This window comes from Plasticicumulans acidivorans, assembly GCF_003182095.1.
GTDB lineage: Bacteria > Pseudomonadota > Gammaproteobacteria > Competibacterales > Competibacteraceae > Plasticicumulans > Plasticicumulans acidivorans.
In genome coordinates this window covers 20,575-45,646 of the sequence record NZ_QGTJ01000010.1, presented here as the reverse complement: position 1 = coordinate 45,646, position 25,072 = coordinate 20,575, and the positions used below count along the sequence as shown (strand labels likewise).

Below are 25,072 nucleotides of genomic sequence, written 5' to 3'. Positions count from 1 at the left end.
CCCGCCATCAATCGCGCCGCGTGCGCTCTCCCGCCGGTCGGACGGTACCCCAGCGCTTGCAGCTTGGACATGACCAGTGCAGCGATTTGCCGACGAAACCGCAGTTGTCACAGCGGTAACGCGGCATGCGCTCGGCAAAGCTGTGACCGATGCGGTACAGGGTTTCGAGATCGCCGATGCGCACCGGCTCTTCGGCAGCGAGCTTCAGATCGATCAACTGCCGCAGCCCTTCCAATGACGGATAAAGGCGCAGCTCACGCTCGATGAAATTCAAGGCTGCGGCAACGCCTTCCTGCTCACGCAGCGCCTTGGCGTAGGCAACGGCCGCCGCGCTGGCGTGTCGCCGCTGCACCAGCTCGCGCAGAAGCATCAGCCAGTCCTCACGGCGTCCGCTCTCCAGATAACACTCGCGCAGCGGCTCCAGCACTTCAGGAAGAAATTCGTGGGCCCGGCGCACGACACGCAGGTAATCCTCGATCGCCTGGCGGTAATCACCGCGCGCCGCGACGACGCGCGCCCTCTGGATCGAGGCGCGCACGCTGTCCGGATCGTAAGCGAGCGCCTGCTCCAAACCTGCGAGCGCCTCCTCAACCCGCCCGGCCGCCAGCGATTCCGAGGCCAGTTCGCAGCAGTAATGCGCGGCGTTGACGCGCATCGGTGTACCGGTCTGCTGCTCGACTTTGTCGCTGATCTCCAACGCCCGCCGCCAGTCACGCTCCTGCTCGAAAATCGACAGCAGACGCACCAACGCGACCGAACGATGTTCGACATACCCCTGCAATTCTTCGAACAGCGCCTCGGCCCGGTCGAACAGGCCTGACTTCAGGTAATCCTCACCGAGTTCGAGCAGCGCGCGACCACGCTGCTCGCTGGTCAGTTGGCTGCGCTTGAGCAATTCGCTGTGAATGTGCAGCGCACGGTCAACCTCACCGCGTCGCCGGAACAGATTGCCGAGCGTCAGCTGCACCTCGACGGCATCGGGGTCGTGCACGACCATGCGGCCGAATACCTCGATCGCGCGGTCGGGCTTCTCGTCCAGCAGATAGTTGAGGCCGCGATAGATGTCTTCGCTTGAGCTATCGGCATCCGGGCGCTCGGTCCGCCGCGTGGCCGCAAGCCAGCCCGACGCTGCCGCCACCGGCAGCAGCAGCCAAAGCAGTTCGAACATGCAGCGTAATCAGGACGGCTTGTTGCCGGCGCGCAGGCGATCGAGCTCGAACTGGCGCGCCTCGATCTCACGGCGCATCGCACCGGCCCGCAGACGCAGCGGCAACACGACCGTGGCTCCGACCAGCACCGCAACGATGATGCCGAGCGTGAACGCCGCCACGATGACCAGCGCCAGCGGCAAATCCATGCTGCCGAGGAAATAATTGACCGTGACCGGGGCCGAGTTCACGGCTGAAAACTCCAGGCCGATCGCGAGGATGCACAGAAACAGCAGTATGCCGACAATCCGAAACATGGACGCTCCAAGGGCTCACGGACGCCACAGCGGGCGTCGTCAGGGGTCTGCACTCGGGCTGCGATCATGCCATACGCGGGCGAGCAGCGTGCCAGAGGACTTGCAGCTCGTTCCACGAAGCACCGAACGCGGGCACGCCGGAAACGGGCTCCCCTCGGCTTGCAAGGGAGCCCGCGGCCTCAGGCGGGCTCGTATTCGCGGTCGCTGACCTGAACGCCGGCTTCAGCCGCGGCGTTGACACGCTCGCGCAGCTCCTTGCCGGGTTTGAAATGCGGCACGAACTTGCCAGGCAGGGTCACCGCATCACCGGTCTTCGGATTGCGGCCGACGCGCGGCGGGCGGAAATGCAGCGAGAAACTGCCGAAACCACGAATCTCGATGCGATCACCGCTCGAAAGCGCCTGACTCATCTGTTCGATCATGGTTTTGACGGCGTTCTCGACTTCCTTGTAGGCGAGATGGCTCTGCTTGCGTGCGAGCAGCTCGATCAACTCTGACTTGGTCATGAAGACTCCACCGATAGCCCATACCGAAAAGGAAGGGGGACGGGTGCGCAAGCGCCCCGAACGGAGACGGCGGCCTCCGCGACAGAGGCCGCCGTCCCGGAATCGTCCGGCTTATCAGATGCAGGCGGGCGAGGACCTCAGTCCTCGCGGCCCATCTGCTCTTTCAGCAGGTCGCCCAGCGTGGTGCCGGTCACGGTCTTGCGACCGTAGTCCTGCAGCACTTCCGCTTCTTCCGCGTATTCCTTGGCCTTGACCGACAGCGTGATGGTGCGGTTCTTGCGATCGACGCCGACAAACTTCGCCTCGATCACCTCGCCTTCCTTCAGCACCGTGCGGGCATCTTCGATGCGCTCACGGGACAGCTCGGAGGCACGCAGCGTACCTTCGACACCACCGCCCAGATCGATCATGGCGCCACGCGCATCGACGGACGTGATCGTACCCTTGACGACGCAGCCCTTCGGATTGTCGGCAACGAAGTTGGAGAACGGATCCTTCTCCAGCTGCTTGATGCCGAGCGAGATGCGCTCGCGCTCCGGATCAACAGCCAGCACCACGGCCTCGACTTCCTGGCCCTTCTTGTAGTCACGCACGGCTTCTTCGCCGGGGACGTTCCAGGAGATGTCGGAGAGGTGCACCAGACCATCGATGCCGCCGTCCAGACCGATGAAGATGCCGAAGTCGGTGATCGACTTGATCTTGCCGACGACGCGGTCGTTCTTGTTGTGGGTCGCGCAGAACTCGTCCCACGGATTCGACTGGCACTGCTTCATGCCCAGCGAGATACGGCGGCGGTCTTCGTCGATGTCCAGCACCATGACTTCGACTTCGTCACCGACGCTGACCATCTTCGCCGGATTGACGTTCTTGTTGGTCCAGTCCATCTCGGAAACGTGGACCAGACCTTCGACGCCCTCTTCGATCTCGACGAAGCAGCCGTAGTCGGCGATGTTGGTGACCTTGCCGAACAGACGCGTACCGACCGGATAGCGGCGGGCCAGCGCGACCCACGGGTCGTCACCGAGCTGCTTGAGGCCGAGCGAGACGCGATTGCGCTCACGGTCGAACTTGAGCACCTTGACCTCGACCTCGTCGCCGACATTGACGACTTCGGACGGGTGCTTGACGCGCTTCCACGCCATGTCGGTGATGTGCAGCAGGCCGTCGATGCCGCCGAGGTCGAGGAACGCGCCGTAGTCGGTGAGGTTCTTGACCACACCCTTGACGATCTGGCCTTCCTGCAGGCTTTCCAGCAGCGCTTCGCGCTCGGCGCTGTATTCCTGCTCGACGACGGCACGGCGCGAGACGACGACGTTGTTGCGGCGGCGATCGAGCTTGATGACCTTGAACTCGAGCTCCTTGCCCTCAAGGTAGGCCGCATCGCGGACCGGGCGCACATCGACCAGCGAACCCGGCAGGAACGCACGGATCTCGCCGATATCGACGGTGAAGCCACCCTTGACCTTGCCGCTGATCGTGCCCTTGACGATCTCGTCGCCTTCGAAGGCCTTCTCCAGCACGGTCCACACGCGCGCGCGCTTGGCCTTCTCGCGCGAAAGGCGGGTTTCGCCGAAACCGTCTTCGATGGCGTCCAGCGCCACCTCGACTTCATCGCCGATCTTGACTTCGAGGACGCCATCCTCGTCAAGGAACTGCTCGACCGGAATCAGACCCTCGGACTTGAGGCCCGCGTTGACCACCACCGAGTCGCCACGGATGTCGACGACGACGCCGGTGACGATCGAACCCGGCACCATCTGGCTCTGGCTCAGGCTCTGCTCAAACAGTTCGGCAAAACTTTCAGTCATGTGCTTGTTGACTCGAAAAAATGAAACACCACGGACGTTGGTGAACATCCGCCGGCCGCTTCAGTTGCGTTGTCGGCACGGCCCCATGCCGCGCCCCCGGAAAACCCTTAAATCCCGATTCGCCCGCGGACCAGTGCCCGCGCCCGCTCGAACACCGCCGTGATGTCGAGGTGGTCGGTATCGATGCCGACAGCATCGTCCGCCGCCTTCAATGGCGACGCCGAACGGCTGGCATCCCGCTCGTCGCGCTCGGCGATCTCCTTTTCGAGGGCGGCGAGGTTAGCATCGATACCTTTCTCACTCAACTGCTTATAGCGCCTGCGCGCCCGTTCCGCCGCACTGGCGGTAAGAAAAATCTTGACCGTGGCGTGCGGGAATACCGTCGTGCCCATATCGCGCCCGTCCGCCACCAGCCCCGGCGGCTGCAGGAAGTCGCGCTGGCGCTGCAGCAGGGCTGCGCGCACGGCCGGCAGCGCCGCCACGTGCGAGGCGGCCATCCCCGCCGCCTCGCTGCGAATCGCCAGAGTGACGTCCTCGCCGGCCAGGCGCACCACCAGGTCGTCATGACCGCTGGCGAAATCGACGTCGAGCGCAGCCGCGACAGCGGCCAGCGCCGCGGCATCGTCCAGATCGACGCCGGCACGCTCGGCGGCCAGCGCAGTCAACCGGTACAACGACCCGGAATCGAGCAGGTGGAAACCCAGCACCTGTGCCAGACGCCGGCACAGCGTGCCCTTGCCGACGCCGCTCGGTCCGTCGACCGCGATCACCGGCAGGTTCACGCCATGCGCTCCGCACGCACGTCGATGCCCGCGCCGCGGGCCAGCTCGACGAAGCCGGGGAACGAGGTATCGACGAAGCCCGCATCACGGATCACATGAGTCCCGGCGCCGCGCAACGCGGCGATGGTGAAACTCATCGCGATGCGGTGATCGTGGTGCGTAGCGATCTCCGCGCCCTGACGGAACACGCCGCCCTGAATGACGATGCCGTCGGCGGTCGGCTGCGCGTCGATGCCCATGGCGAGCAGGCCGTCGGCCATCACCTGGATGCGGTCGGATTCCTTGGCGCGCAGCTCCTCGGCGCCGGTGAGCACGGTTTCACCCTCGGCACAGGCCGCGGCGACGAACAGTACCGGGAATTCATCGATCGCCAGCGGCACCAGGGCCTCGGGAATGCGGATGCCGTGCAGCGGCGCGGCACGCACGCGCAGATCGGCCACCGGCTCACCGCCGACACGGCGGGCATTGAGCACTTCGATGTCGGCGCCCATCAGCCGCAGGATGTCGATGACACCGGTACGCGTCGGATTGATGCCGACATGCTCGATGGTCAGGTCAGAACCGGGGGCGATGCTGGCACCGACGAGGAAAAACGCCGCCGAGGAAATGTCCGACGGCACGTCGATGTTGGTCGCCTGCAGGCGATGGCCACCTTCGACGGCGAAGGTGTGCTCGCCTTCGCGGCGCAGCGGATACCCAAACCCTTCGAGCATGCGCTCGGTGTGATCGCGCGTCGGCGCCGGCTCGGTGACGCGCGTGGTACCGCTCGCATACAGACCGGCCAGCAGCAGACAGGATTTGACCTGCGCGCTGGCCATCGGCAACACGTAGTCGATGCCCTGCAGATGGCTGTCACCGCGCAGGTGCAGCGGCGCCGTGCCGCGCTCGCTGGCGTCGATGCGCGCGCCCATCAGGCGCAGCGGATCGGTCACGCGCTTCATCGGCCGCTTCGACAGCGAGGCATCGCCGGTCAGCACGCTGTCGAAGGCCTGGCCGGCGAGGATGCCGCTCATCAGCCGCATCGAGGTGCCGGAATTGCCCATGTCGAGCGCCGCCGCCGGCGCGCGCAGACCGTGCAGACCGACGCCGTGAATCCGCACCCGTCCCTGCGTCGGGCCTTCGATCGCGACGCCCATGGCGCGAAAGGCGTTCAGCGTGGCCAGGCAGTCCTCGCCTTCCAGAAAGCCGCTGACTTCAGTCACACCCTCGGCCAGCGAGCCGAACATGATCGAGCGATGCGAGATGGATTTATCGCCCGGCACGCGAATGCGTCCGCGCAGGCAGCCTCCGGGCTGGATCAGGAAACGGACTTCGGACATGACAGTCTCCACCGACGCAAGGGAGCGGCAAGGTACACCGCGTCGCAACGGGCGCCAAGCCAGCGCTCGGGCCACGGTTGCGACGCGCGGATTTCAGTCGCGGTAGAAGTTGTCGCGCGCGTGCTTGGCGCGACGGAAGGTCTCGAACACGGTGGTTTCATCACCGGCGATCAGCGCGCTGCGCAGGCGCTGCAGGTTGTCGACGTATTCGTCGATCGTGCGCACCAGGCAATCGCGATTGGCCAGACAGATGTCGCGCCACATCGCCGGATCGGATGCCGAGATGCGCGTGAAGTCGCGAAAACCGCCCGCGGCGAAGCGGAAGATCTCGGCGCGGTCGTCCATCGATGCCAGCGTATCGACGACGGTGTAAGCCAGCACGTGCGGCAGGTGCGAAGTCGCCGCCAACACTTCGTCGTGATGCCTCACGCCCATCTCGACCACCTCGGCACCGCAGCACTGCCACATCGTCCGCACCCGGTCGACGGCCGCGGCATCGCTTTCGACATGCGGGGTAAGGATCACCCGGCGACGTTCATAGAGCTCCGCGAACGACGCCTCGACGCCACTGTTTTCAGTACCGGCGATCGGATGGCCCGGGACGAAGCGCTCCGGCAGACTACCGAACACCGCCTGCGCATCGGCGACGACGCAGCCCTTGACGCTGCCGACATCGGTGAGGATCGCCTGCGGCGCGAGATGATCGCGGATCGCCGTAAACATCGCGCGCATCGCCGACACCGGCGTACAGATGACGACGACGTCCGCGCCTTCGACTGCCGCCGCCGGATCACTGGTATACCGGTCGATGACGCCGAGCTCGACACCGCGGCGCAGCGACTGCTCGTTGCGACCGCAGCCGACGACCTCGCCCACCGCGCCGGCACGACGCAGCGCGCGGGCCAGCGAGCCGCCGATCAGGCCGACACCGATGATGGTCAGTCGCGGGATCAGCAGCGTATCGCCCATCAGTCCATCCTCTCGAATGCTCAACGACCGAGCACTTCACCCAGTGCCCGCAGCGCGATGGCGTTCTCGCGCTCGGTGCCGATAGTGATGCGCACGAAATTCGGCAGCCCGTAGTTGGCCACCGGGCGCACGATCACGCCCTTCGGCAGCAGGGCCTTGAAGACTTCGAGACCGGGACGGCCGAGGTCGACGCAGAGGAAATTACCCGCCGACGGCAGCCAGCCGAGGCCGAGCGCACGCAGCCCCTGCTGCCACTGCGCCATACCGGCGCGGTTGTTGGCGACGCCACGAGCGACGTAGTCCTCGTCATCGAGCGCCGCCGCGGCGCCGACCAGCGCCGGCGTGTTGACGTTGAACGGCGCGCGCACGCGGTTGAGCAGATCGGTGACCTGTGCATGCGCCAGCGCATAACCGACGCGCACGCCCGGCAGGCCATAGGCCTTGGCGAAGGTGCGGGTGACGATCAGCTGCGGGTAGCGGGCGACCCAATGCAGCGAATCCGGCCGCAGGGCCGGGTCCATGAACTCGATGTAGGCCTCGTCGAGCACGCAGACTGTGGTCGGCGGCAGGCCGGCGACGAAGTCTTCGAGGGCGGCCGGATCGAGCCAGGTGCCGGTCGGATTGTTCGGGTTGGCGATCCACACCACGCGCGTGCGCTCGTCGATACGCGCGCGCATCGCCGCCAGATCATGGCCGTAGGGCTGCTCGTGATCGGGGGCATTCGCCGGCACCACACGCAGCTCGGCGCCGACGGCCTGCGTCGCGATCGGGTACACCGCGAAGGCATGCGCCGACATCACCGCGTTGTGCGCGGACGTCAGGAACGTGCGGGCGATGATGTCGAGCAGGTCGTTCGAGCCGTTGCCGAGCGTGATGCCATCCAGCGGCAGGCCGAATTTCTCGCTGATCTTGGACTTGAGCAGATAACCGCCACCATCCGGATAGCGGTGCAGATGATCGAGACAGGCCTGGATTGCCGCCAGCGCCCGCGGGCTGGGGCCGAGCGGGTTTTCGTTGGAGGCGAGTTTGACGATATCGGCTTCATCGAGGCCGAACTCGCGAGCCAGCTCGCTCTCCGGCTTGCCCGGCTGATAAGGCGTCAGGCCGCGCACACCGGGCGCCGCCAGTTCGAGAAAATCACAGGTCATGACAGTCTGAACTCCAGGACACGCCGCCCGGCACGGGCGGCGTTAAGCGTAGTCGTGCGCCAGTCGCGCTGGCAGCGCGTTAAAGCACACCCTTGGGATAGGAGCCGAGGACACGAAACAGGCTCGCCTGCTGGCGCAATTCGGCCAGTGCCTGCTGCACCGCAGGCGCATCCTGATGGCCATCGAAATCGATGAAGAACACGTAGTCCCACATGCCCCGGCCGGACGGCCGCGACTCGATGCGCGTCATCGTCAAGCCGTAGCGTGCCAGCGGCTGCAGCAGCGCCTGCAGCGAACCCGGCCGGTTGTAGGACGACACCAGCAGCGTCGTACGATCGTCACCCGACGCGGGAATCGGCTGCTTGCCGATGATCAGGAAGCGGGTCGTGTTGTCCGGCTGATCCTCGATATTCGGCATCAGCACCGGCAGTCGATAGATATCGACCGCGCCCTGGCCGGTGATGCAGGCCGACCCCGGCTCGTTCAGCGCCACGCGCGCGGCCTCGGCATTCGAGGCGACCGGCACCCGCGGCACCGTGGGCAGATTGGCATCGAGCCACTCGCGGCACTGCGCCAGCGACTGCTGGTGCGAATAGATACGCGTGATCTGCTTGAGATCCGGAACCAGGCCAGCCAGGTGGTGATGGATGCGCAGCTGGACTTCGCCACAGATGTTGAGCGACGACTGCAGGAACATGTCGAGCGTGTAATTGACGACGCCCTCGGTGGAGTTTTCCACCGGCACGACACCGTAATCGGCATCGCCCGCCTCGACGTCGCGGAACACTTCGTCGATCGCCCGCTGCGGCAGGGTCTGCGCCGAATGACCGAAATGCTTCAGCGCCGCCGCCTGCGTGAACGTGCCTTCCGGGCCGAGGAAAGCGATGCGCAGCGGCCGCTCCAGCGCCAGGCAGGCCGACATCAGCTCGCGGAACAGCCGCCCGATTTCCTCATCGGACAGCGGCCCCGGATTGAGCTCCATGACCTTGCGCAGCACCTTGGCTTCGCGCTCCGGCCGATAGAAGGTCGAGGTATCACCGAAGGCTTCCTTGACCTTGGCGACATCCTGCGCGCAGCGCGCCCGCTGTGAGATCAGCTCAAGAAGCTGACGGTCGATCACATCGATGCGATCGCGGATCGCCTGCAACTGTTCCTGCTCGCTCGCCATGCCGCTGCCCTCAGCCACGTCGCTGCACGAAATCGCGCATGAAGCTGATCAGCGCATCGACACCCGCCTCCGGCATCGCGTTGTACAGGCTTGCACGCATGCCGCCAACGATGCGATGGCCGGCCAGACTCGTCAGCCCGGCGGCGGCCGCCTCGGCGAGAAAGGTTTTGTCGAGCGTCTCGTCGGCGAGGCGGAACGGCACATTCATCCACGAGCGGCAGGCCGGATCGACCGGATTGCGGTAGAACCCGGACGCGTCGATGTAGGCGTAGAGCTTGCCGGCCTTGCGCGCGTTGCGCTCGGCCATCGCCGGCAGACCGCCCTGCTCCAGCAGCCATTCGAAGATCAGCCCGGCCAGATACCAGCCGAACGTCGGCGGCGTGTTGTACATCGAGTCGTGCTGCGCGAACACCGTGTAATCGAGCATCGTCGGGCAGTCACGGCGCGCATGACCGAGCAGGTCCTCCCGCACGATCACCAGCGTCAGCCCGGCCGGACCGATGTTCTTCTGCGCACCGGCATAGATCAGGCCGAATTTCGACACGTCGATCGGCCGCGACAGGATCGTCGAGGACATGTCGGCGACCAGCGGCTTGTCGCCGACTTCGGGCACCTCCAGGAACTCGACGCCGACGATGGTCTCGTTCGGCGTGTAGTGGACGTAGGCGGCCTCGGGGTCGAGCTGCCAGTCGGCACGCGGCGGGATCGTCGTGTACCGCGTCGGCTGGCTGCTGGCGACGACGTGCGCGCGGCCCAGCCGCGAGGCCTCCTCGATGGCCTTCACCGACCAGGTGCCGGTATCGAGATAATCCGCACTGGCGCCCGGCGGCAGCAGATTCAGCGGCACCATCGCGAACTGCTGCGATGCACCACCCTGCACGAACAGCACGCGGTAATGGTCCGGCACGTCGAGCAGGCGGCGCAGATCGGCCTCCGCCTTGGCAGCGATGGCGGTGAAATCCTTGCCGCGGTGCGACATCTCCATCACCGACATGCCGCTGCCGTGCCAGTCGAGCAGCTCATCACGTGCGCGTTCGAGCACGGCCTCCGGCAACACCGCCGGACCGGCGCTGAAATTGAAAACCCTGGACATCGACTGCTGCTCCTCCGCAGCGGGCGGGATCGACGATCGCCCGCGCCTTGCTCACTGCGCCGCGCGGCCCGCGCGGCACCTCATTGCGTCGCGTCCTCGCCGGCCTCACCGACATCACCCGGTTCAGCCTCCGCATCCTCGGCTTCCTCGCCTTCGGTCTCGATGCGCTCGACGGCGATGACACGTTCCTCGTCCTGCACGTGGATCAGGCGCACACCCTGCGTATTGCGCGACAGCACGGAAATCTCGGCGACGCGCGTGCGCACCAGGGTGCCGCCGTCGGTGATCAGCATGACGTCGTGCGACGCATCCACCTGCACCGCGCCAACGACGCTGCCATTGCGCTCGCTGGTCTGGATCGAGATCACGCCCTGGCCGCCGCGGCCACGCAGCGGATATTCATCGGGCGGCGTGCGCTTGCCGTAACCGTTCTCGGTGACGGTGAGGATGTCGCCCTCGGCGACCACCACCACCAGCGCAATGACCCGGGCACTGCGATCGACGGTCTCGTCGTCGCCACCTTCCTCTTCCTTGAAGCGGATGCCGCGCACGCCGGCGGCATTGCGCCCCATCGGTCGCACATCGGTTTCGGCGAAGCGGATCGCCTTGCCGGCGTCGGTGAACAGCATGATGTCGCGCCGGCCGTCGGTGATGGCGACGTCGACCAGCTCGTCGCCATCGCGCAGGTCGATGGCGATGATGCCGGCGGTGCGCGGGCGCGAATACTCCGACAGCGGGGTCTTTTTCACCGTGCCGGCGCTGGTGGCGAAGAACAGGAACTGGTCCTCGCCAAACTCGCGCACCGGCTGCACGGCAGTGATGCGCTCGCCGGCCTGCAGCGGCAGCAGGTTGACCAGCGGCTTGCCGCGCGCGTTGCGGCTCGCCTGCGGCAGCTCATAGACCTTGATCCAGTAGACCTGGCCACGGTTGGAGAAGCACAGCAGGGTGTCGTGGGTATTGGCGATGAACAGCTTGTCGATGAAGTCCTCGTCCTTCATCGAGGTCGCCGACTTGCCACGCCCGCCACGGCGCTGTGCCCGATAGTCGGTCAGCGGCTGTGCCTTGGCGTAGCCGGCGTGCGACAGCGTGACAACCATGTCCTCTTCGGAGATCAGGTCTTCGAGCGTCAGGTCGATGTGGGCGTCATTGATGACGGTGCGTCGCGGATCGGCGTACTGCTGACGCAGCTCGCCGAGTTCGTCGCGAATCACCTGCATCAGCCGATCGGCATTGCTGAGGATGTCGAGCAGATCGGCGATGCGTTCGAGCAGATCGCGATACTCGTCGTGGATCTTGTCCTGCTCCAGTCCGGTCAGGCGATGCAGACGCAGATCGAGGATCGCCTGCGCCTGCGCGGCCGACAGCCGGTAGCCACCGTCGATCAGACCGAAGCTGGCGTCCAGCCCTTCCGGGCGCGACGCGCTGGCACCGGCGCGCTCCAGCATCGCCGTCACCGGGCCGGCGGCCCAGACGCGCGCCAGCAGTCCGTCCTTCGCCTCGGCCGGCGACGGCGAACGGCGGATCAGCTCGATCATCTCGTCGATATTGGCCAGCGCGACCGACAGACCTTCGAGGATGTGGGCACGCTCGCGGGCTTTGCGCAGATCGAAGATCGTGCGCCGGGTGACGATCTCGCGGCGGTGACGAATGAAGGCTTCGAGGATCTGCTTGAGGTTGAGCAGCCGCGGCTGGCCGTCGAGCAGCGCCACCATGTTGATGCCGAACACGCTCTGCATCTGCGTATGCAGGAACAGGTTGTTCAAAACGACTTCAGGCACCTCACCGCGCTTGAGCTCGATGACCATGCGCATGCCGTCCTTGTCGGACTCATCGCGCAGCTCGCTGATGCCTTCGAGCCGCTTTTCGCGCACCAGCTCGGCGATCTTTTCGAGCAGCCGCGCCTTGTTGACCTGGTATGGCAGCTCGGTGACGATGATGGCTTCGCGCCCGCTGTGGGCGTGGGTCTCGATTTCAGTCCTGGCGCGCACGTAGATGCGCCCGCGCCCGGTCTGGTAGGCCTCACGGATGCCGCGCGAACCGTTGATCAGGCCGGCAGTGGGGAAATCCGGCCCGGGCAGGAATTCCATCAGTTCGAGGATGCCGATCTCCGGGCGGTCGATCAGCGCGACGCAGGCATCGACGACCTCGCCGAGGTTATGCGGCGGAATGTTGGTCGCCATGCCGACGGCGATGCCAGCCGAGCCGTTGACCAGCAGGTTCGGCACGCGCGTCGGGAACACCGAGGGCTCGGATTCCGAACCATCGTAATTAGGGACGAAGTCGACGGTTTCCTTGTCGATGTCGGCGAGCAGCTCGTGGGCAATGCGCGCCATGCGCACTTCGGTGTAACGCATCGCCGCCGGCGCATCGCCGTCGATCGAACCGAAGTTGCCCTGGCCGTCGACCAGCATGTAACGCATCGAAAACGGCTGTGCCATGCGCACGATGGTGTCGTAGACGGCCGTATCACCGTGCGGGTGGTACTTACCGATGACATCACCGACCACGCGCGCCGATTTCTTGTACGGCCGATTCCAGTCATTGCCCAGCTCACGCATCGCGTAGAGCACGCGCCGGTGCACCGGCTTGAGCCCATCGCGAATATCGGGCAGGGCGCGCCCGACGATCACGCTCATCGCATAGTCGAGATACGACTGCTTCATCTCGTCTTCGAGCGTGACGGGCAGGACTTCTTTGGCGAAATCAACCATGTACGGACAACCTGGAAACCGCGGGAAACGCTTCCCCCACGGTCGCGGGGGAAGCCGGAAATCATACCACAGGGGGCATCACACGCCGTCGCCCATCAGCGCCTGCATCTTGGCGCGATCGGGCTGCAGCACGACACCGCGCTCGGTCACCAGCGCATCGATCAGCGCCGCCGGCGTGACATCGAACGACGGATTCCAGGCGCCGGCGCCATCGGCGGCCACCCGCGCGCCGCCGACGCTGAGCAGCTCGTCGGCAGCGCGCTGCTCGATCGGAATCTCATCACCACTGGCCAGTGCCATGTCGACCGTCGAACTCGGCGCCACCACCATGAACTTCACACCGTGGTAGCGCGCCAGAATCGCCAGGCCGTAGGTGCCGATCTTGTTGGCGACCGAGCCATCAGCCGTGATGCGATCGGCACCGACGATCACCCAGCGCACCCGCCCCTGGCGCAACAGATGCGCCGCTGCGCCTTCCGCGAGCAGCGTCACCGGAATGTCGTCCTGCGTCAGCTCCCATGCGGTCAGCCGCGCGCCCTGCAGCCACGGGCGGGTCTCATCAGCGAAGACGGCTTCGATGCGTCCCGCCGTCCAGCCGGCGCGGATCACCCCGAGCGCGGTGCCAAACCCCCCGGTGGCCAGCGATCCGGTATTGCAATGGGTCAGCACCGCGCTGCCGGCATCGATCAAACCGGCCCCCAGTTCGCCCATGCGCCGGTTCGCGGCGATGTCCTCGGCGAGGATGGCATCGGCCTCGGCCAGCAGAGCCAGTAGCGGGTCCACGTTCGGCGCCAGCGCATCCAAACAGCGCTGCATGCGCGCCAGCGCCCAGAACAGATTGACGGCCGTCGGCCTCGCCGCTGCCAGGCACTGCAGATCGCCGCGCACCGCCGCCTGCCAGTCATCACCATGTGTCGCGAACGCATGGCGTGCCGCAAGCACAACGCCATAAGCGGCGGCGATACCGATGGCCGGCGCGCCGCGCACGACCATATTGCGTATTGCCTGGGCAACAGCAGGCGCTTCGTTGAAGCGCAGGAATGCTTCGCACTGCGGCAGGCGACGCTGGTCGAGCAGCTCCAGCGAGCCATCACGCCAGACGACGGCGCGAATGCGGTCATGGTCGAGCAGAGTCATGAGCAGGCGTTCACGGCAGCCAAAGGGCTGGGGAGCATACACCGCAAAGCCTGCGACGGCGGTCGCGGCATACCCTTGCCGCCACAGCCCGGCTCACTCCACTGCCGGGATCTCGACCGCTTCCAGCCGATAGCCGTGCTGGTAGACAGCCTTCAGCTGCCAGCCGTGCTCGGGACGCAGATCAAGCTTGTTGCGAATGCGGCTGACATGGGTGTCGACCGTGCGCGTGTTGAGATCCGGGCTGCGCCCCCACACGCTTTCGAGGATGTGCCCGCGCGACAGCACCCGCCCGGCACCGCGGAACAGAAACACCGTCAGATCGAATTCCTTCTGCGTCAGCTCAATCGGTTCGCCGCGAAAGCTGACCGAACGGGTACCGAGATCGACCGTATACAAGCCGAAATCAAATACTTTCTGACCGTCGTCCTGCGCCACCGCACGCCGCGATACCGCCTTGAGCCGGGCCAGCAGCTCCATGCGCTTGACCGGCTTGACCATGTAGTCATCGGCGCCGTTGTCCAGCGCCTTGACGATATCGTCCTCCTCGTCCTTGCCGGTCACGAACAGCACGGGCATCGGCCACTCGACGTGCTCACGAATCCACTTGAGCACCTGAATGCCATCTGTATCGGGCAGCATCCAGTCGAGCACGACCAGATCGAAGGAGTCACGGCCGAGCTCACGAACCAGCGCCTTGCCCAGAGCATAGACTTGGACGTCGTGCCCCCCTTCGACCAGCCACGCACGCATCATCTCGGCCTGGGCTCGATCATCCTCTAGTAGAGCGATGCGCAAAGTGACCTCCCTTTATTCATTCCGCAACACTTTTTGCAATTCTGACACAGCCGTGTATCATCCAGCACTAGGAAAGGCGTTTTTTCCGATATACTCCGGTCGGTGCCTAGATGTATTTAGCTGTGTCTAAGACTGGCCGAGGGTGAAATTTCTGCATGCGTGCCAACCCCGGCTGTTCTTACCGAACCGGACTTGCTCGCAGTGACCTGGAGGTTAGACGATGAAACTGAAGCTTAACAACATTGCGTTGGCAGTGGCCGCCTCCGTCGCTATTGCGGCTGCCGCACCAGCGCTGGCCGCCGATCTGGTCGTCACCGACCCGTACGGCGCCGCGGTCAAGGATCCGTACGGCAAGTGCGTATTGTCGATCGGCGGTGTCGAGCATCCTGATTGCGGCGCACCGAAGAAGATGGTCCGCACCAGCAAGACCGTCACGCTGGCTGCCGACGCCAACTTCGACTTCGACAAGGCAGTGCTGAAGCCGGCCGGCAAGGCTGCCCTCGGCAATCTCGTTGCCGAAATGAAGCAGAGCACCAAGGTCGACGGCATCCTGATCGTCGGTCACACCGACAGCAAGGGAACTGACGCCTACAACCAGCGTCTGTCCGAGCGCCGCGCCAGCGCCGCGAAGGAGTATCTGGTTGCCGAAGGCGTGCCGGCCGGCATCATCACGGCCAAGGGCATGGGCGAGTCCCAGCCGATCGCCGACAACGCCACCGCCGCTGGCCGCGCCCAGAATCGTCGCGTAGAGATCACTGTCGACGCCGAGAACGAAGCGAAGTAAGCGCGCTGCTCTCGCCTCGTCACCCCGAAACGCCCCGGCCTCGCGCCGGGGCGTTTTTGTTTGGAACAGACGCCGCCGCCGCATCGTTATAATCCGTCGCTCCGAGCACCCGCCCCGAGTCCGCCATGCAGACCATCGACACCCTGATCTTTCCGCGCTGGATCGTACCGGTCGAACCCGAAGGCACCGTGCTCGAAGGGATTGCCCTCGCCATCGACCAGGGGCGTATCCTTGATCTGCTGCCAGCCGACGTTGCTCCGCTGCGTTACGCCGCCCGTCAGAGCCTGCAGCTGCCGACGCACTGCCTGCTGCCCGGCCTGGTCAACGCACACACCCACCTGGCGATGAATCTGCTGCGCGGCTTTGCCGATGACCTACCGCTGATGCGCTGGCTGCAGGAGCACATCTGGCCGACCGAGGCACGCTGGGTCAGCGAATCCTTCGTCCATGACGGCACGCAACTGGCGGCCGCGGAACTGATCCGCGGCGGCGTCACCTGCGTCAACGACATGTACTTTTTCCCTGACGTCAGTGCCCGCGCGCTGGCAGCGGCCGGACTGCGCGCCAGCATCGGCATGATCGTCATCGAATTTCCGAGCGCCTGGGCCACTGACGCCGAGGACTACCTCGCCAAAGGCCTCGTCCTGCGCGAATCACTGCGCCACGACCCGCTGCTGAGCTTCTGCTTCGCGCCGCATGCACCGTATACCGTCAGTGCGGCCACGCTGACACGCATCCGCGCACTCGCCGACGAGCTGGATGCCCCGATCCACATGCACGTGCACGAAACCGCCGGCGAAATCACCCAGTTCGAGCAGGCACACGGCTGCCGGCCGCTGCAGCAGCTCGACCGTCTCGGCCTGCTGTCGCCGGCACTGATGGCCGTGCACATGACGCAGCTCGATGATGCCGAAATCGCCCGGCTCGCCGACACCGGCGTCAGTGTCGTGCACTGCCCGGAATCCAATCTCAAGCTCGCCTCGGGTTTCTGCCCGACAGCACGCCTGGACGCTGCCGGCGTCAACGTCGCACTCGGCACCGACGGCGCCGCCAGCAACAACGATCTGGACATGTTCAGCGAGATGCGCAGTGCGGCTCTGCTGGCCAAGGCAGTGGCCAATGACGCCAGCGCCGTGCCGGCACACCAGGCGCTGCGCATGGCGACGCTGAACGGCGCGCGGGCAATCGGCCTCGGTGCACAGACCGGCTCGCTGGTACCCGGCAAATGGGCCGATGTCATCGCCGTCGATCTCGGCGATCTCGAAAGCCAACCGCTGTTCAACCCGATTTCACAGATCGTCTACGCGAGCGGCCGTCATCAGGTCAGCGACGTCTGGGTCGGCGGCCGCCAGCTGTTGCGCCACCGCGAGCTGACCACGCTCGACCGCGAGATGCTGCTGGCCCGCGCCGAGCACTGGCGTACACAGATCGCCACCGCGCACTGAAATCGCGCACTTTCCGCAGAGGGACACCGTCATGAGCAGCGTCAACGTCGATCACAGTGAAGTCGCCAAGTTCGAGGCCCTCGCCAGCCGCTGGTGGGATCCGGACAGCGAATTCAAGCCGCTGCATGACATCAATCCGCTGCGGCTGGACTTCGTCGATATGCGCGTCGGCGGGCTGTCCGGCAAGCGCGTGCTTGATGTCGGCTGCGGCGGCGGCATCCTCGCCGAGAGCATGGCGGAGCGCGGCGCCGAGGTCACCGGCATCGACATGGGTGAAGCGCCACTCGCCGTCGCCCGCCTGCACCTGCGTGAAGTCGGCCTGTTCGTCGACTATCAGCACAGCACCGCCGAAGCCTTCGCGGTGGCCCATCCGGGCGAATTCGACGTCGTCACCTGTCTGGAGATGCTCGAACACGTCCCTGACCCGGCCTCGGTGATTACCGCCTGCGCCCAGCTGGTACGCCCCGGCGGTCATGTTTTCTTCTCGACGATCAACCGCACACCCAAGGCCTGGATGCTCGCCATCATCGGCGCCGAATACCTGCTGCGCATGCTGCCGCGCGGCACGCACGATTACGCCAAGTTCATCCGCCCCTCGGAGCTTGCCAGCGCCTGCGCGGCCAGCGGCATCGAACTGCGGGAGATGACCGGCATGCATTACAACCCGCTGCTGCGCAGCTATCACCTCGGGCCGGGTGTCGACGTCAATTACCTCGTGCACGGCGTGCGCAACGTGCAGTAGAGAACCACATCATGGATATCCAGTGTGTTCTGTTCGATCTCGATGGCACGCTCCTCGACACCGCTCCGGACCTGGTCGGCGCGCTGAACCGCCTGCGCACCGAGGAAAACCTCGAAACGCTGCCGTACCTGAGCCTGCGCAACGTCGCCTCGCATGGCACCAACGCACTGCTGCACGCGGCCTTCGACATCCGCCCCGGCGCCCCCGACTTCGACCGCCTGCGCGCCCGCTACCTCGGCTTTTACCGGGAAGGACTGGCCTTGCACACGGCGTTGTATCCCGGCGTGCCGGAAACCCTCGAAGGGCTGGCCAAGCGCGGTGTGCACTGGGGCATCGTCACCAATAAACCCGGCTGGCTGGCGGTACCGCTGATCGAGGCCATGGGCTTGTCAACGGAGGCCATCGTCATCGTCAGCGGCGACACCCTGCCAGTGCGCAAACCCGATCCGGCCCCCTTGCGCTATGCCTGCGAACAGGCCGGTCTGGATCCGCACACCTGCTGCTATGTCGGCGACGCCGAGCGCGACATCGCCGCCGGACGCCGCGCCGGCATGTATACGCTGGTCGCACGCTATGGCTACATCGAACGCTACGAGCAACCCGAACGCTGGTTCGCCGACGGCCTGCTCGATCAGCCGCTCGACCTGCTGCCCTGGCTGGATACCCGCACGTGAGCGATGCCACCGCCTTCCTGAACAGCCTGCTGCCAAACCCGCTGCAGCCCTGGATTCCGGGCGCGATACGCCATGCCTGGCAGGCGCTCGACGCTGAACGCGCGGCCGCCCCGGCAGCGACCGCCGATCCTACACCGACGCCGCCGTTTGCAGACGTGGCCACGCTGCTGATCGCCGCCCGCGCGCCGTGGACGCCGTATGCCCTGCGCGCGCTTGCCTGCCTGGGCTGCGACGATGAACTCGCGCGCGGCCAGGCCACCGCACTGGCCAGCGCCGCCTGGCTGCTCGCCCAGCTCACCGAGCTGCAGAGCGACTGCCGTCACGGCATACCCTGGCTGGCGCTCGACGAGATTGCCCGTCATCGCAGCAGCATCGCCGCACTCGGCAGCGGACTGGTCAATCCGGCGCTGATGCAGGCCAATGTCGATCGTGCCCGCCGGCTGCTACGCGCCGGTTCGCCGCTGGCCCGCCGCCTGCCCGCACGCGCCGGTTTTCTGTTGCGCCTGGCACTGCTGGCCGCCGATGAGCGCATCCTGCGCCTGCGCGCCCTCGATCCATCGGCCCTGCAGCCGTTTGCCGCCCGCCACTGGCTGCGCCTCGGCGCGCAGGCGCTGTGGCACGGCATCCGCCCGCAGCGCGAAACCCGCACGCACCCGTGAGCTTGTGATGAACCCTGATCTCTACTGCGTCGACAAGGCGACGCCCCCCGGCTCCCTGCTGCATTACTGCCTGCTGTCGACCGAACCCGACACGCGGGCCGCGCTGAGCGCGTTGTGGGCACTCGAACGGGAAATCGGCGATGTGCCGCGCGAATGCCGGGAAGCCGCCGTGGCCCAGGCCAAACTCGACTGGTGGCGCGAGGAAATCGAGCGCCTGTACGCCGACACGCCGCGCCATCCCGTCACCCAGGCGCTGGCTCCGCATCTGGCCCGCCGGCCGCTGGCACGCGACGCGTTCGTCGAGCTGATCGACGGCGTGGCGATGCCGCTCGAATACGACATCTACCCTTCGCTCGCGCAGCTGACCCCCTACTGCCATCGCACCGGCAGCACACCGACCCAGCTGGCAAGCGAGCTGCTCGGTTATCAGGACCGTGCCGTGCTGCGCTTTGCCCACGAACTCGGCATGGCGCTGGCGCTGCTGCACAACCTGCGCGAAGTGCGCGCCGACGCGCTGCGCGGACGCTGCTTCATTCCGGAAGACGAATTGCAGCGGCACGGCGTTGCTTTCGAAGCACTGCAGGGCACCGACACCACGCCGGCGGTGCAGGCGCTGTTCGGCCAGCAGCTCGCACGCATCCGTGAAACCCTGGCCCGCGCCCTGTCGCTGCTGCCGCAAACGGAGATCACCAGCCAGCGTCCGCTGGTCGTACGCGCCCGGCTGACGGGCGCACTGATCGATGAAATGGAAGCCGACGGCCTGCGGCTGCTCGAATATCGCGTCGAGCTGACGCCGCTGCGCACGCTGTGGCTGGCCTGGAGCGCACACCGGCGGGCACGCCGCCAGCGGCTGTAGACACAGGCAGTCCCGGGGCAGGCCGGCGCTGGGCTAGAATCGGGCCCCACCGCATGAGAATAAGCAGCGCCAGCGCGCCCGGAGAACCAAGATGCAGCCGTATTCCCCCGCCCCCGACCTGCTGCGCGACCGAGTCATCCTGATCACCGGTGCCGGCGACGGTATCGGCCGCTGTCTGGCGCGCGCCTGCGCCACATACGGCGCCACCGTGGTGCTGCTGGGCCGCACCATCAAGAAACTCGAAGCGGTCTATGACGAGATCGAACAGGCCGGCCACCCGCAGCCGGCGCTTTACCCGCTGAACCTCGAAGGGGCTTCACCGAAGGATTACAGCGATCTGGCCGCGGCGATCGACAGCAACTTCGGCCGTCTCGACGGTCTGGTGCACAACGCCGGCTGGGTCGGCGCGCTGACGCCGCTGGCCAACTACGACCTCGAAATGTGGTTCCGCGTCATGCAGACCAATCTGAACGCGCCCTTCATGATGACGCATGAGCTGCTCGGCCTGCTCAACCGCGCCAACGACGCCTCGGTGATCTTCACCACCGATGCCGTCGCCGATGCCGGCAAGGCTTACTACGGCGCCTACGCCGTCGCCAAGGGCGGCGTGCAGGTTATGGCCAAGATGCTCGCCGAAGAAGTCGAAGCCAACACTCACATCCGCGTCAATACCATCGACCCCGGGCCGGTACGCACCAACCTGCGGATACGTACCTACCCCGGCATGGAACCCGAAGTCTGGCCGCTGCCGGACAGCATCATCGACACTTATCTGTATCTGCTCGGCCCCGACAGCCGCGAAGTGCGCGGCCAGCTGCTGCACGCCCAGCACTGAGCCTCACGGCACTGCCGGCGCACATGTCCGGCAGTGCCCACCGCACCGTCACTCTGCGGCGTCGTCGTCGCGCTTTTTCTTCAGGCCGAGCTTGGCCCGACCGCTCAGCGGACGCACTGCAGCCGGAGCCGTGCTGCTGCGACGACGGGCAGCATCCTCATCCAGCCGGTTTTTCCACGGCCGTGCCGGGTTCGGTCGCGAGGGCCGCGCGGCGGCAGACTCTGCGCGCTCCTCGCGGGCCGGGCGATCGTTGCGAGTGCGACCACGCTCACCGGCGGCAGCGGCGCCCGGCCGAGCCGCTCGCTCTGACCACGACGATCCGGCACGCGACCCGGCAGTCCGTTCGCGTTCACCGCCGGCAGGCGCGCGCGGCCGCCCGCTGCCGAAACCGGCCCCGCGACGCTCTTCAGCGTCCCGCCGTGGCGGCTGCGCCGCGCGCTCGCCACGACCGCGCGACGCACGTTCATCACTGCCCCGGGACTCATTGCGCGACGCCGGCCGCTCCCCTCTGGCCGGGCGCGGGGGCCGGGCCGTCGTTTCGGTCGCGCCCTCGAAACGGCGGGGCGCGCGTGCGGGAGCTTCACCACGGGTCGAAGCCGGCCGGCCCTCACCAAAGCGGCGGCCTGTGTCCTGACGCGTGTCCTGACGCGCACGAGGCGGCCGACCGACCGGCCCGCTGCGCTCGCTGTCACGAGACTCCTCCGCCGCACCGCGACGCGGCGGACGCGTTCCGCGCGGCGCATTGCTGAAACCGCCGACGCCCTCGTCGCTGCGCCGGCCGGGCTGGCGCGGCCCGCTCTGCGGGCGCTGCCCCATGCGGGCCGGGCCGCGCGGCGGCCGCGCCTCCGCTTCCTGCACGGGCAGGCTGACCAGGGTGCGCAGGGCGTTCAGCGCCTCATCGTCGAGCTCGCGCCAGCGCCCGGCATGCAGACCGCGCGGTAATTCGACGCAGCCATAGCGCACCCGCATCAGCCGGCTGACCTTGACGCCCTGCGACTCCCACATGCGCCGCACCTCGCGGTTGCGGCCCTCGCGCAGGATCACCTGATACCAGTGATTGGCTCCCTGGCCGCCGGCATCGACGATGTCATCGAAGCGGGCGAGGCCGTCTTCGAGCAGCACGCCGTCGCGCAGTCGCTGCAGGGTGTCGGGACCGACCTCGCCGAGCACGCGCACCGCGTACTGACGCTCGATCTCCGACGACGGATGCATCAGGCGGTTGGCCAGCTCGCCGTCGTTGGTCAGCAACAGCAGGCCCTGGGTATTGATGTCGAGGCGACCGACGGCGATCCAGCGGCCGCCGCGCAGCGGTGGCAGATGCTCGAACACTGTAGGCCGGCCTTCCGGATCGTCGCGGGTGATCAGCTCGCCTTCCGGTTTGTAGTAGGCCAGCACGCGGCAGCGCCGCACCTGCTGGCTCGGCCGCAGCGGCCGGCCGTCGACGGCGATGGCCTCGCCGCCCTGGATGCGCTCGCCGAGCACGGCGGTGCGGCCGTCGACCGTCACGCGGCCGGCAGCGATCCAGTCGTCGATGGTGCGCCGCGAGCCATAGCCCAGGTCGGCAAGGTATTTCTGCAGTCGTTCGCTCATGGTGACTCCGGGGATGAACGGTCAGCCGACGCGGCGGCGTCGGCATCGGCGGCAGCAACGGCCGCCGGGGTGGCGCCGTAGAGTTCGGCGCCGATGGTGTCCAGGTCGCGCAGCTCGGCCAGTGCCGGCAGCTCGGACAAACTCTTGAGACCGAAGTGATCGAGGAACTCGCGCGTCGTGCCGTACAGCGCTGGGCGGCCCGGCACTTCGCGATGGCCGAGCACCTTGATCCAGCCACGCTCAAGCAGCGCCTTGATGATCGCCGTGCTCACCGCCACGCCGCGCACGTCCTCGATTTCACCGCGGGTGATCGGCTGGCGCCAGGCGATCAGCGCCAGCGTCTCCAGCGTCGCCCGCGAATAGCGGCCGGGCTTGTCCTCCCACAGCCGCGACACCCAGGGTGCCAGCCGCGCCGGTACCTGCAGCCGCCAGCCGCCGGCCACCTCGACCAGCTCGACGCCGCGCCCGACGCAATCGGCCGCCAGTGCCGCCAGCGCCGCGCGCAGACTGCCGCGCGCCGGACGCTCGTGCTCGGCGAACAGCGATTCCATGCGTTCCAGACTCAGCGGCTCGCCGGCGGCGAGCAGCGCAGCTTCGATGATGTTCTTCAGCTCCACGGAGCAGTCATGTCGGCTTGTACCTCAGGGGGCGCGCAGCATACGCGAGAAAACGCCTGCCGGCGCAGGATTTTACGTCACTGCCTCAGGCCGTCCGCAGACGCACATAAATCGGCGCGAAAGGCTCTGACTGCACCAGCTCAAGCACCGATTCGCGAATCAGTTCGAGCACGGCGATGAAGGTGACGACGACACCGCGGCGCCCTTCATCGACGCTGAACAGATCAGTGAACACGGTGAAGTGCACGGCGTCGACTCGTTCGAGAATCCGGCTCATGCGCTCGCGCACCGACAGCGGCTCGCGGCTGACCTGGTGGTGGGCGCTCAATTCGGCGCGGGCGAACACCTCGCGCAGTGCCGTCAGCAGTTCATCGAGCGCCACCGCCGGTGGCGTGCGCACACGCTCCTGGCGCAGCAGCGGTGCGCTGGCCTGGAACAGCTCGCGATCGAGGCGCGGCAGTGCGTCGAGATCTTCGGCGGCACGCTTGAAGCGCTCGTACTCCTGCAGACGGCGGATCAGCTCGGCACGCGGGTCGTGATCGGCATCCTCGCTGCCGACGGCCGGCGGCCGCGGCAGCAGCAGACGCGATTTGATCTCGGCCAGCCAGGCCGCCATCACCAGATATTCGGCGGCCAGTTCGAGGCGCAGCTCGCGCATCAGCTCGATGTAGCCCATGTACTGCGCGGTGATCTCGGCGATCGGGATGTCGAGCACATCGAGGTTCTGCCGCTTGATCAGGTACAGCAGCAGATCGAGCGGCCCCTCGAAGGCTTCGAGAAAGACTTCGAGGGCATCCGGCGGAATGTAGAGATCATCCGGCAGCCGCGTCAGCGGCTCGCCGTGCACGCGCGCCAGCGCCTCGGCGACACCCTCGGCGGGCGCGGCGAGCGTGTCGTCCACGCCTCAGCCGAGCCGGCGCAGGCCAACGGCGCTGCGCAGTTCGCGCATGAACGGCGCCGCAATGGTGCGGGCCTTCTCGGCGCCTTCCTGCAGCGTGCGCTCGATCGCTGCCGGGTTGGCGATCAGCTCGGCATAGCGCTCGCGCGGCCCCGCGAGCACCGAATCGAGCTTCTCGAACAGCACGGTCTTCATATCACCCCAGCCAATGCCTTCGGCGTAGCGCTGGCGGATCGCCGCGGTCTCGACCGGGCTGGCGAAGGCCTGGTAGAGCTGGAACAGCGTCGAGCTGTCCGGGTCTTTCGGCTCGCCCGGCATCTGCGAGTTGGTGACGATGCGGCTGACCAGCTTCTTGAGTTCCTTGGCCGGCACGAACAGCGGGATGGTGTTGTTGTAGCTCTTGCTCATCTTGCGTCCGTCGAGACCGGCGAGCACTGCCGCGTCTTCATCGACGACTGCTTCCGGCAGCGCGAAGAACTCGGCGCCGAACAGATAGTTGAAGCGCTGCGCGATGTCACGCGCCATCTCCAGGTGCTGCACCTGATCCTTGCCGACCGGCACGCGGGTGGCGTTGAACATCAGGATGTCGGCCGCCATCAGGATCGGGTAGCTGAACAGCCCCATGGTGACGCCCTTGTCGGCATCGGCGTCGCCACTGTCGACGTTCTCCTGCACCGCCGCCTTGTAGGCGTGCGCGCGGTTCATCAGCCCCTTGGCGGTGACACAGGTCAGCAGCCAGGTCAGCTCGGGGATTTCCGGAATGTCGGACTGGCGGTAGAAACACACCCGCTGCGGATCGAGCCCCAGCGCCAGCCAGGTCGCGGCGACTTCCAGGCGCGAGTGCTCGACACGCTCGGGCTCCTGGCACTTGATCAGCGCATGGTAGTCGGCGAGGAAGAAGAAATACTCGGCATCGCCGGCCTGGGTGGCGGCGATCGCCGGGCCGATGGCACCGGCATAGTTGCCGAGGTGCGGCGTGCCGGTGGTGGTGATGCCGGTGAGGATGCGCGCGGGTTTGACGACGGTACTCAAGGGAACGGCCTCGGAGGTTCGATGCTGTGGCAGGGTGCG

At 66.5% G+C, this 25,072-nt stretch carries 23 protein-coding genes and 1 pseudogene; 7 read left to right on the top strand and 17 right to left on the bottom strand.

The features are described from left to right. Positions 1 to 7: 7 nt before the first annotated feature. The 13 genes from lapB to C7443_RS15525 all read right to left on the bottom strand — a co-directional run bounded on the left by lapB (position 8) and on the right by C7443_RS15525 (position 14,901). Positions 8 to 1,168 carry a lipopolysaccharide assembly protein LapB gene (gene lapB / locus C7443_RS15585; RefSeq protein WP_110019551.1) on the bottom strand — a complete coding sequence of 387 codons (1,161 nt, stop codon included), beginning with the start codon at positions 1,166 to 1,168 and terminating at the stop codon, positions 8 to 10. Positions 1,169 to 1,177: 9 nt separating this feature from the next. Next, a complete protein-coding gene (locus C7443_RS15580) occupies positions 1,178 to 1,465 on the bottom strand; it encodes a LapA family protein (RefSeq protein ID WP_110019550.1) in 288 nt (95 codons plus the stop codon). Positions 1,466 to 1,644: 179 nt separating this feature from the next. Then, positions 1,645 to 1,971, bottom strand: a complete 327-nt coding sequence (locus C7443_RS15575; protein WP_110019549.1) for an integration host factor subunit beta — start codon at positions 1,969 to 1,971, stop codon at positions 1,645 to 1,647. A gap of 137 nt (positions 1,972 to 2,108) precedes the next feature. After that, on the bottom strand, positions 2,109 to 3,779 hold the full coding sequence (rpsA, locus tag C7443_RS15570; RefSeq protein WP_110019548.1) for a 30S ribosomal protein S1: 1,671 nt from the start codon (positions 3,777 to 3,779) through the stop codon (positions 2,109 to 2,111). 107 nt (positions 3,780 to 3,886) lie between these two features. Continuing rightward, entirely contained in the window at positions 3,887 to 4,561 is a 675-nt protein-coding gene (cmk, locus tag C7443_RS15565) for a (d)CMP kinase (RefSeq protein WP_110019547.1), read from the bottom strand. Next, positions 4,558 to 5,880, bottom strand: a complete 1,323-nt coding sequence (gene aroA / locus C7443_RS15560; protein WP_110019546.1) for a 3-phosphoshikimate 1-carboxyvinyltransferase — start codon at positions 5,878 to 5,880, stop codon at positions 4,558 to 4,560. The genes cmk and aroA overlap by 4 nt, the downstream gene beginning before the upstream one ends. A gap of 93 nt (positions 5,881 to 5,973) precedes the next feature. Beyond that, entirely contained in the window at positions 5,974 to 6,834 is an 861-nt protein-coding gene (locus C7443_RS15555) for a prephenate dehydrogenase (RefSeq protein ID WP_110019637.1), read from the bottom strand. A 35-nt stretch (positions 6,835 to 6,869) separates the two neighbouring features. Then, positions 6,870 to 7,997, bottom strand: a complete 1,128-nt coding sequence (gene hisC / locus C7443_RS15550) for a histidinol-phosphate transaminase (RefSeq protein ID WP_110019545.1) — start codon at positions 7,995 to 7,997, stop codon at positions 6,870 to 6,872. 79 nt (positions 7,998 to 8,076) lie between these two features. Continuing rightward, the gene (pheA, locus tag C7443_RS15545) at positions 8,077 to 9,165 is read right to left on the bottom strand and encodes a prephenate dehydratase (protein ID WP_110019544.1); all 1,089 of its coding nucleotides are present in this window, start codon (positions 9,163 to 9,165) and stop codon (positions 8,077 to 8,079) included. 10 nt (positions 9,166 to 9,175) lie between these two features. Next, positions 9,176 to 10,258: a 3-phosphoserine/phosphohydroxythreonine transaminase gene (gene serC, locus C7443_RS15540; RefSeq protein ID WP_110019543.1), complete on the bottom strand. Its 1,083-nt coding sequence runs from the start codon at positions 10,256 to 10,258 to the stop codon at positions 9,176 to 9,178. A gap of 80 nt (positions 10,259 to 10,338) precedes the next feature. Then, positions 10,339 to 12,969, bottom strand: a complete 2,631-nt coding sequence (gyrA, locus tag C7443_RS15535; RefSeq protein ID WP_110019542.1) for a DNA gyrase subunit A — start codon at positions 12,967 to 12,969, stop codon at positions 10,339 to 10,341. A gap of 78 nt (positions 12,970 to 13,047) precedes the next feature. After that, on the bottom strand, positions 13,048 to 14,106 hold the full coding sequence (gene mtnA / locus C7443_RS15530; protein ID WP_110019541.1) for an S-methyl-5-thioribose-1-phosphate isomerase: 1,059 nt from the start codon (positions 14,104 to 14,106) through the stop codon (positions 13,048 to 13,050). A 93-nt stretch (positions 14,107 to 14,199) separates the two neighbouring features. Further along, positions 14,200 to 14,901 carry a response regulator transcription factor gene (locus tag C7443_RS15525; protein ID WP_110019540.1) on the bottom strand — a complete coding sequence of 234 codons (702 nt, stop codon included), beginning with the start codon at positions 14,899 to 14,901 and terminating at the stop codon, positions 14,200 to 14,202. Between the two features lie 220 nt (positions 14,902 to 15,121). Between C7443_RS15525 and C7443_RS15520 the strand changes: the two genes are divergently transcribed. From C7443_RS15520 to C7443_RS15490, 7 genes are all read left to right on the top strand, one after another. After that, complete coding sequence (locus tag C7443_RS15520; RefSeq protein ID WP_110019539.1) at positions 15,122 to 15,685, top strand: OmpA family protein; 564 nt, start codon at positions 15,122 to 15,124, stop codon at positions 15,683 to 15,685. Between the two features lie 125 nt (positions 15,686 to 15,810). Beyond that, positions 15,811 to 17,130 carry a TRZ/ATZ family hydrolase gene (locus C7443_RS15515; RefSeq protein ID WP_110019538.1) on the top strand — a complete coding sequence of 440 codons (1,320 nt, stop codon included), beginning with the start codon at positions 15,811 to 15,813 and terminating at the stop codon, positions 17,128 to 17,130. A gap of 31 nt (positions 17,131 to 17,161) precedes the next feature. Next, positions 17,162 to 17,872 carry a bifunctional 2-polyprenyl-6-hydroxyphenol methylase/3-demethylubiquinol 3-O-methyltransferase UbiG gene (gene ubiG / locus C7443_RS15510; protein WP_110019537.1) on the top strand — a complete coding sequence of 237 codons (711 nt, stop codon included), beginning with the start codon at positions 17,162 to 17,164 and terminating at the stop codon, positions 17,870 to 17,872. Positions 17,873 to 17,883: 11 nt separating this feature from the next. Further along, positions 17,884 to 18,546 carry an HAD-IA family hydrolase gene (locus C7443_RS15505; RefSeq protein WP_110019536.1) on the top strand — a complete coding sequence of 221 codons (663 nt, stop codon included), beginning with the start codon at positions 17,884 to 17,886 and terminating at the stop codon, positions 18,544 to 18,546. Further along, positions 18,543 to 19,205, top strand: a complete 663-nt coding sequence (locus tag C7443_RS20165; protein ID WP_110019535.1) for a hypothetical protein — start codon at positions 18,543 to 18,545, stop codon at positions 19,203 to 19,205. The genes C7443_RS15505 and C7443_RS20165 overlap by 4 nt, the downstream gene beginning before the upstream one ends. A gap of 7 nt (positions 19,206 to 19,212) precedes the next feature. Continuing rightward, positions 19,213 to 20,061 (top strand): squalene/phytoene synthase family protein, encoded by an 849-nt coding sequence (locus C7443_RS15495; protein ID WP_110019534.1) that lies wholly within the window; start codon positions 19,213 to 19,215, stop codon positions 20,059 to 20,061. Positions 20,062 to 20,152: 91 nt separating this feature from the next. Continuing rightward, complete coding sequence (locus C7443_RS15490) at positions 20,153 to 20,896, top strand: YciK family oxidoreductase (protein ID WP_110019533.1); 744 nt, start codon at positions 20,153 to 20,155, stop codon at positions 20,894 to 20,896. A 483-nt stretch (positions 20,897 to 21,379) separates the two neighbouring features. Here C7443_RS15490 and rluB read toward each other — a convergent pair. The 4 genes and pseudogenes from rluB to C7443_RS15470 all read right to left on the bottom strand — a co-directional run. Then, positions 21,380 to 22,486: pseudogene (rluB, locus tag C7443_RS15485) on the bottom strand (23S rRNA pseudouridine(2605) synthase RluB); the annotation flags it as partial. Beyond that, on the bottom strand, positions 22,483 to 23,103 hold the full coding sequence (scpB, locus tag C7443_RS15480; RefSeq protein ID WP_110019531.1) for an SMC-Scp complex subunit ScpB: 621 nt from the start codon (positions 23,101 to 23,103) through the stop codon (positions 22,483 to 22,485). The pseudogene rluB and the gene scpB, both read right to left, overlap by 4 nt. A gap of 85 nt (positions 23,104 to 23,188) precedes the next feature. Next, the gene (locus tag C7443_RS15475) at positions 23,189 to 24,004 is read right to left on the bottom strand and encodes a segregation and condensation protein A (protein WP_110019530.1); all 816 of its coding nucleotides are present in this window, start codon (positions 24,002 to 24,004) and stop codon (positions 23,189 to 23,191) included. Between the two features lie 3 nt (positions 24,005 to 24,007). Continuing rightward, on the bottom strand, positions 24,008 to 25,033 hold the full coding sequence (locus tag C7443_RS15470; RefSeq protein WP_110019529.1) for a tryptophan--tRNA ligase: 1,026 nt from the start codon (positions 25,031 to 25,033) through the stop codon (positions 24,008 to 24,010). Positions 25,034 to 25,072 lie beyond the last annotated feature (39 nt).

Bases quoted from the DNA above. Each gene is read 5' to 3' on its own strand.
- lapB (WP_110019551.1), bottom strand. From the start codon at position 1,168: ATGTTCGAACTGCTTTGGCTGCTGCTGCCGGTGGCGGCAGCGTCGGGC.
- C7443_RS15580 (WP_110019550.1), bottom strand. From the start codon at position 1,465: ATGTTTCGGATTGTCGGCATACTGCTGTTTCTGTGCATCCTCGCGATC.
- C7443_RS15575 (WP_110019549.1), bottom strand. From the start codon at position 1,971: ATGACCAAGTCAGAGTTGATCGAGCTGCTCGCACGCAAGCAGAGCCAT.
- rpsA (WP_110019548.1), bottom strand. From the start codon at position 3,779: ATGACTGAAAGTTTTGCCGAACTGTTTGAGCAGAGCCTGAGCCAGAGC.
- aroA (WP_110019546.1), bottom strand. From the start codon at position 5,880: ATGTCCGAAGTCCGTTTCCTGATCCAGCCCGGAGGCTGCCTGCGCGGA.
- hisC (WP_110019545.1), bottom strand. From the start codon at position 7,997: ATGACCTGTGATTTTCTCGAACTGGCGGCGCCCGGTGTGCGCGGCCTG.
- pheA (WP_110019544.1), bottom strand. From the start codon at position 9,165: ATGGCGAGCGAGCAGGAACAGTTGCAGGCGATCCGCGATCGCATCGAT.
- serC (WP_110019543.1), bottom strand. From the start codon at position 10,258: ATGTCCAGGGTTTTCAATTTCAGCGCCGGTCCGGCGGTGTTGCCGGAG.
- gyrA (WP_110019542.1), bottom strand. From the start codon at position 12,969: ATGGTTGATTTCGCCAAAGAAGTCCTGCCCGTCACGCTCGAAGACGAG.
- mtnA (WP_110019541.1), bottom strand. From the start codon at position 14,106: ATGACTCTGCTCGACCATGACCGCATTCGCGCCGTCGTCTGGCGTGAT.
- C7443_RS15520 (WP_110019539.1), top strand. From the start codon at position 15,122: ATGAAACTGAAGCTTAACAACATTGCGTTGGCAGTGGCCGCCTCCGTC.
- C7443_RS15515 (WP_110019538.1), top strand. From the start codon at position 15,811: ATGCAGACCATCGACACCCTGATCTTTCCGCGCTGGATCGTACCGGTC.
- ubiG (WP_110019537.1), top strand. From the start codon at position 17,162: ATGAGCAGCGTCAACGTCGATCACAGTGAAGTCGCCAAGTTCGAGGCC.
- C7443_RS15505 (WP_110019536.1), top strand. From the start codon at position 17,884: ATGGATATCCAGTGTGTTCTGTTCGATCTCGATGGCACGCTCCTCGAC.
- C7443_RS15495 (WP_110019534.1), top strand. From the start codon at position 19,213: ATGAACCCTGATCTCTACTGCGTCGACAAGGCGACGCCCCCCGGCTCC.
- C7443_RS15490 (WP_110019533.1), top strand. From the start codon at position 20,153: ATGCAGCCGTATTCCCCCGCCCCCGACCTGCTGCGCGACCGAGTCATC.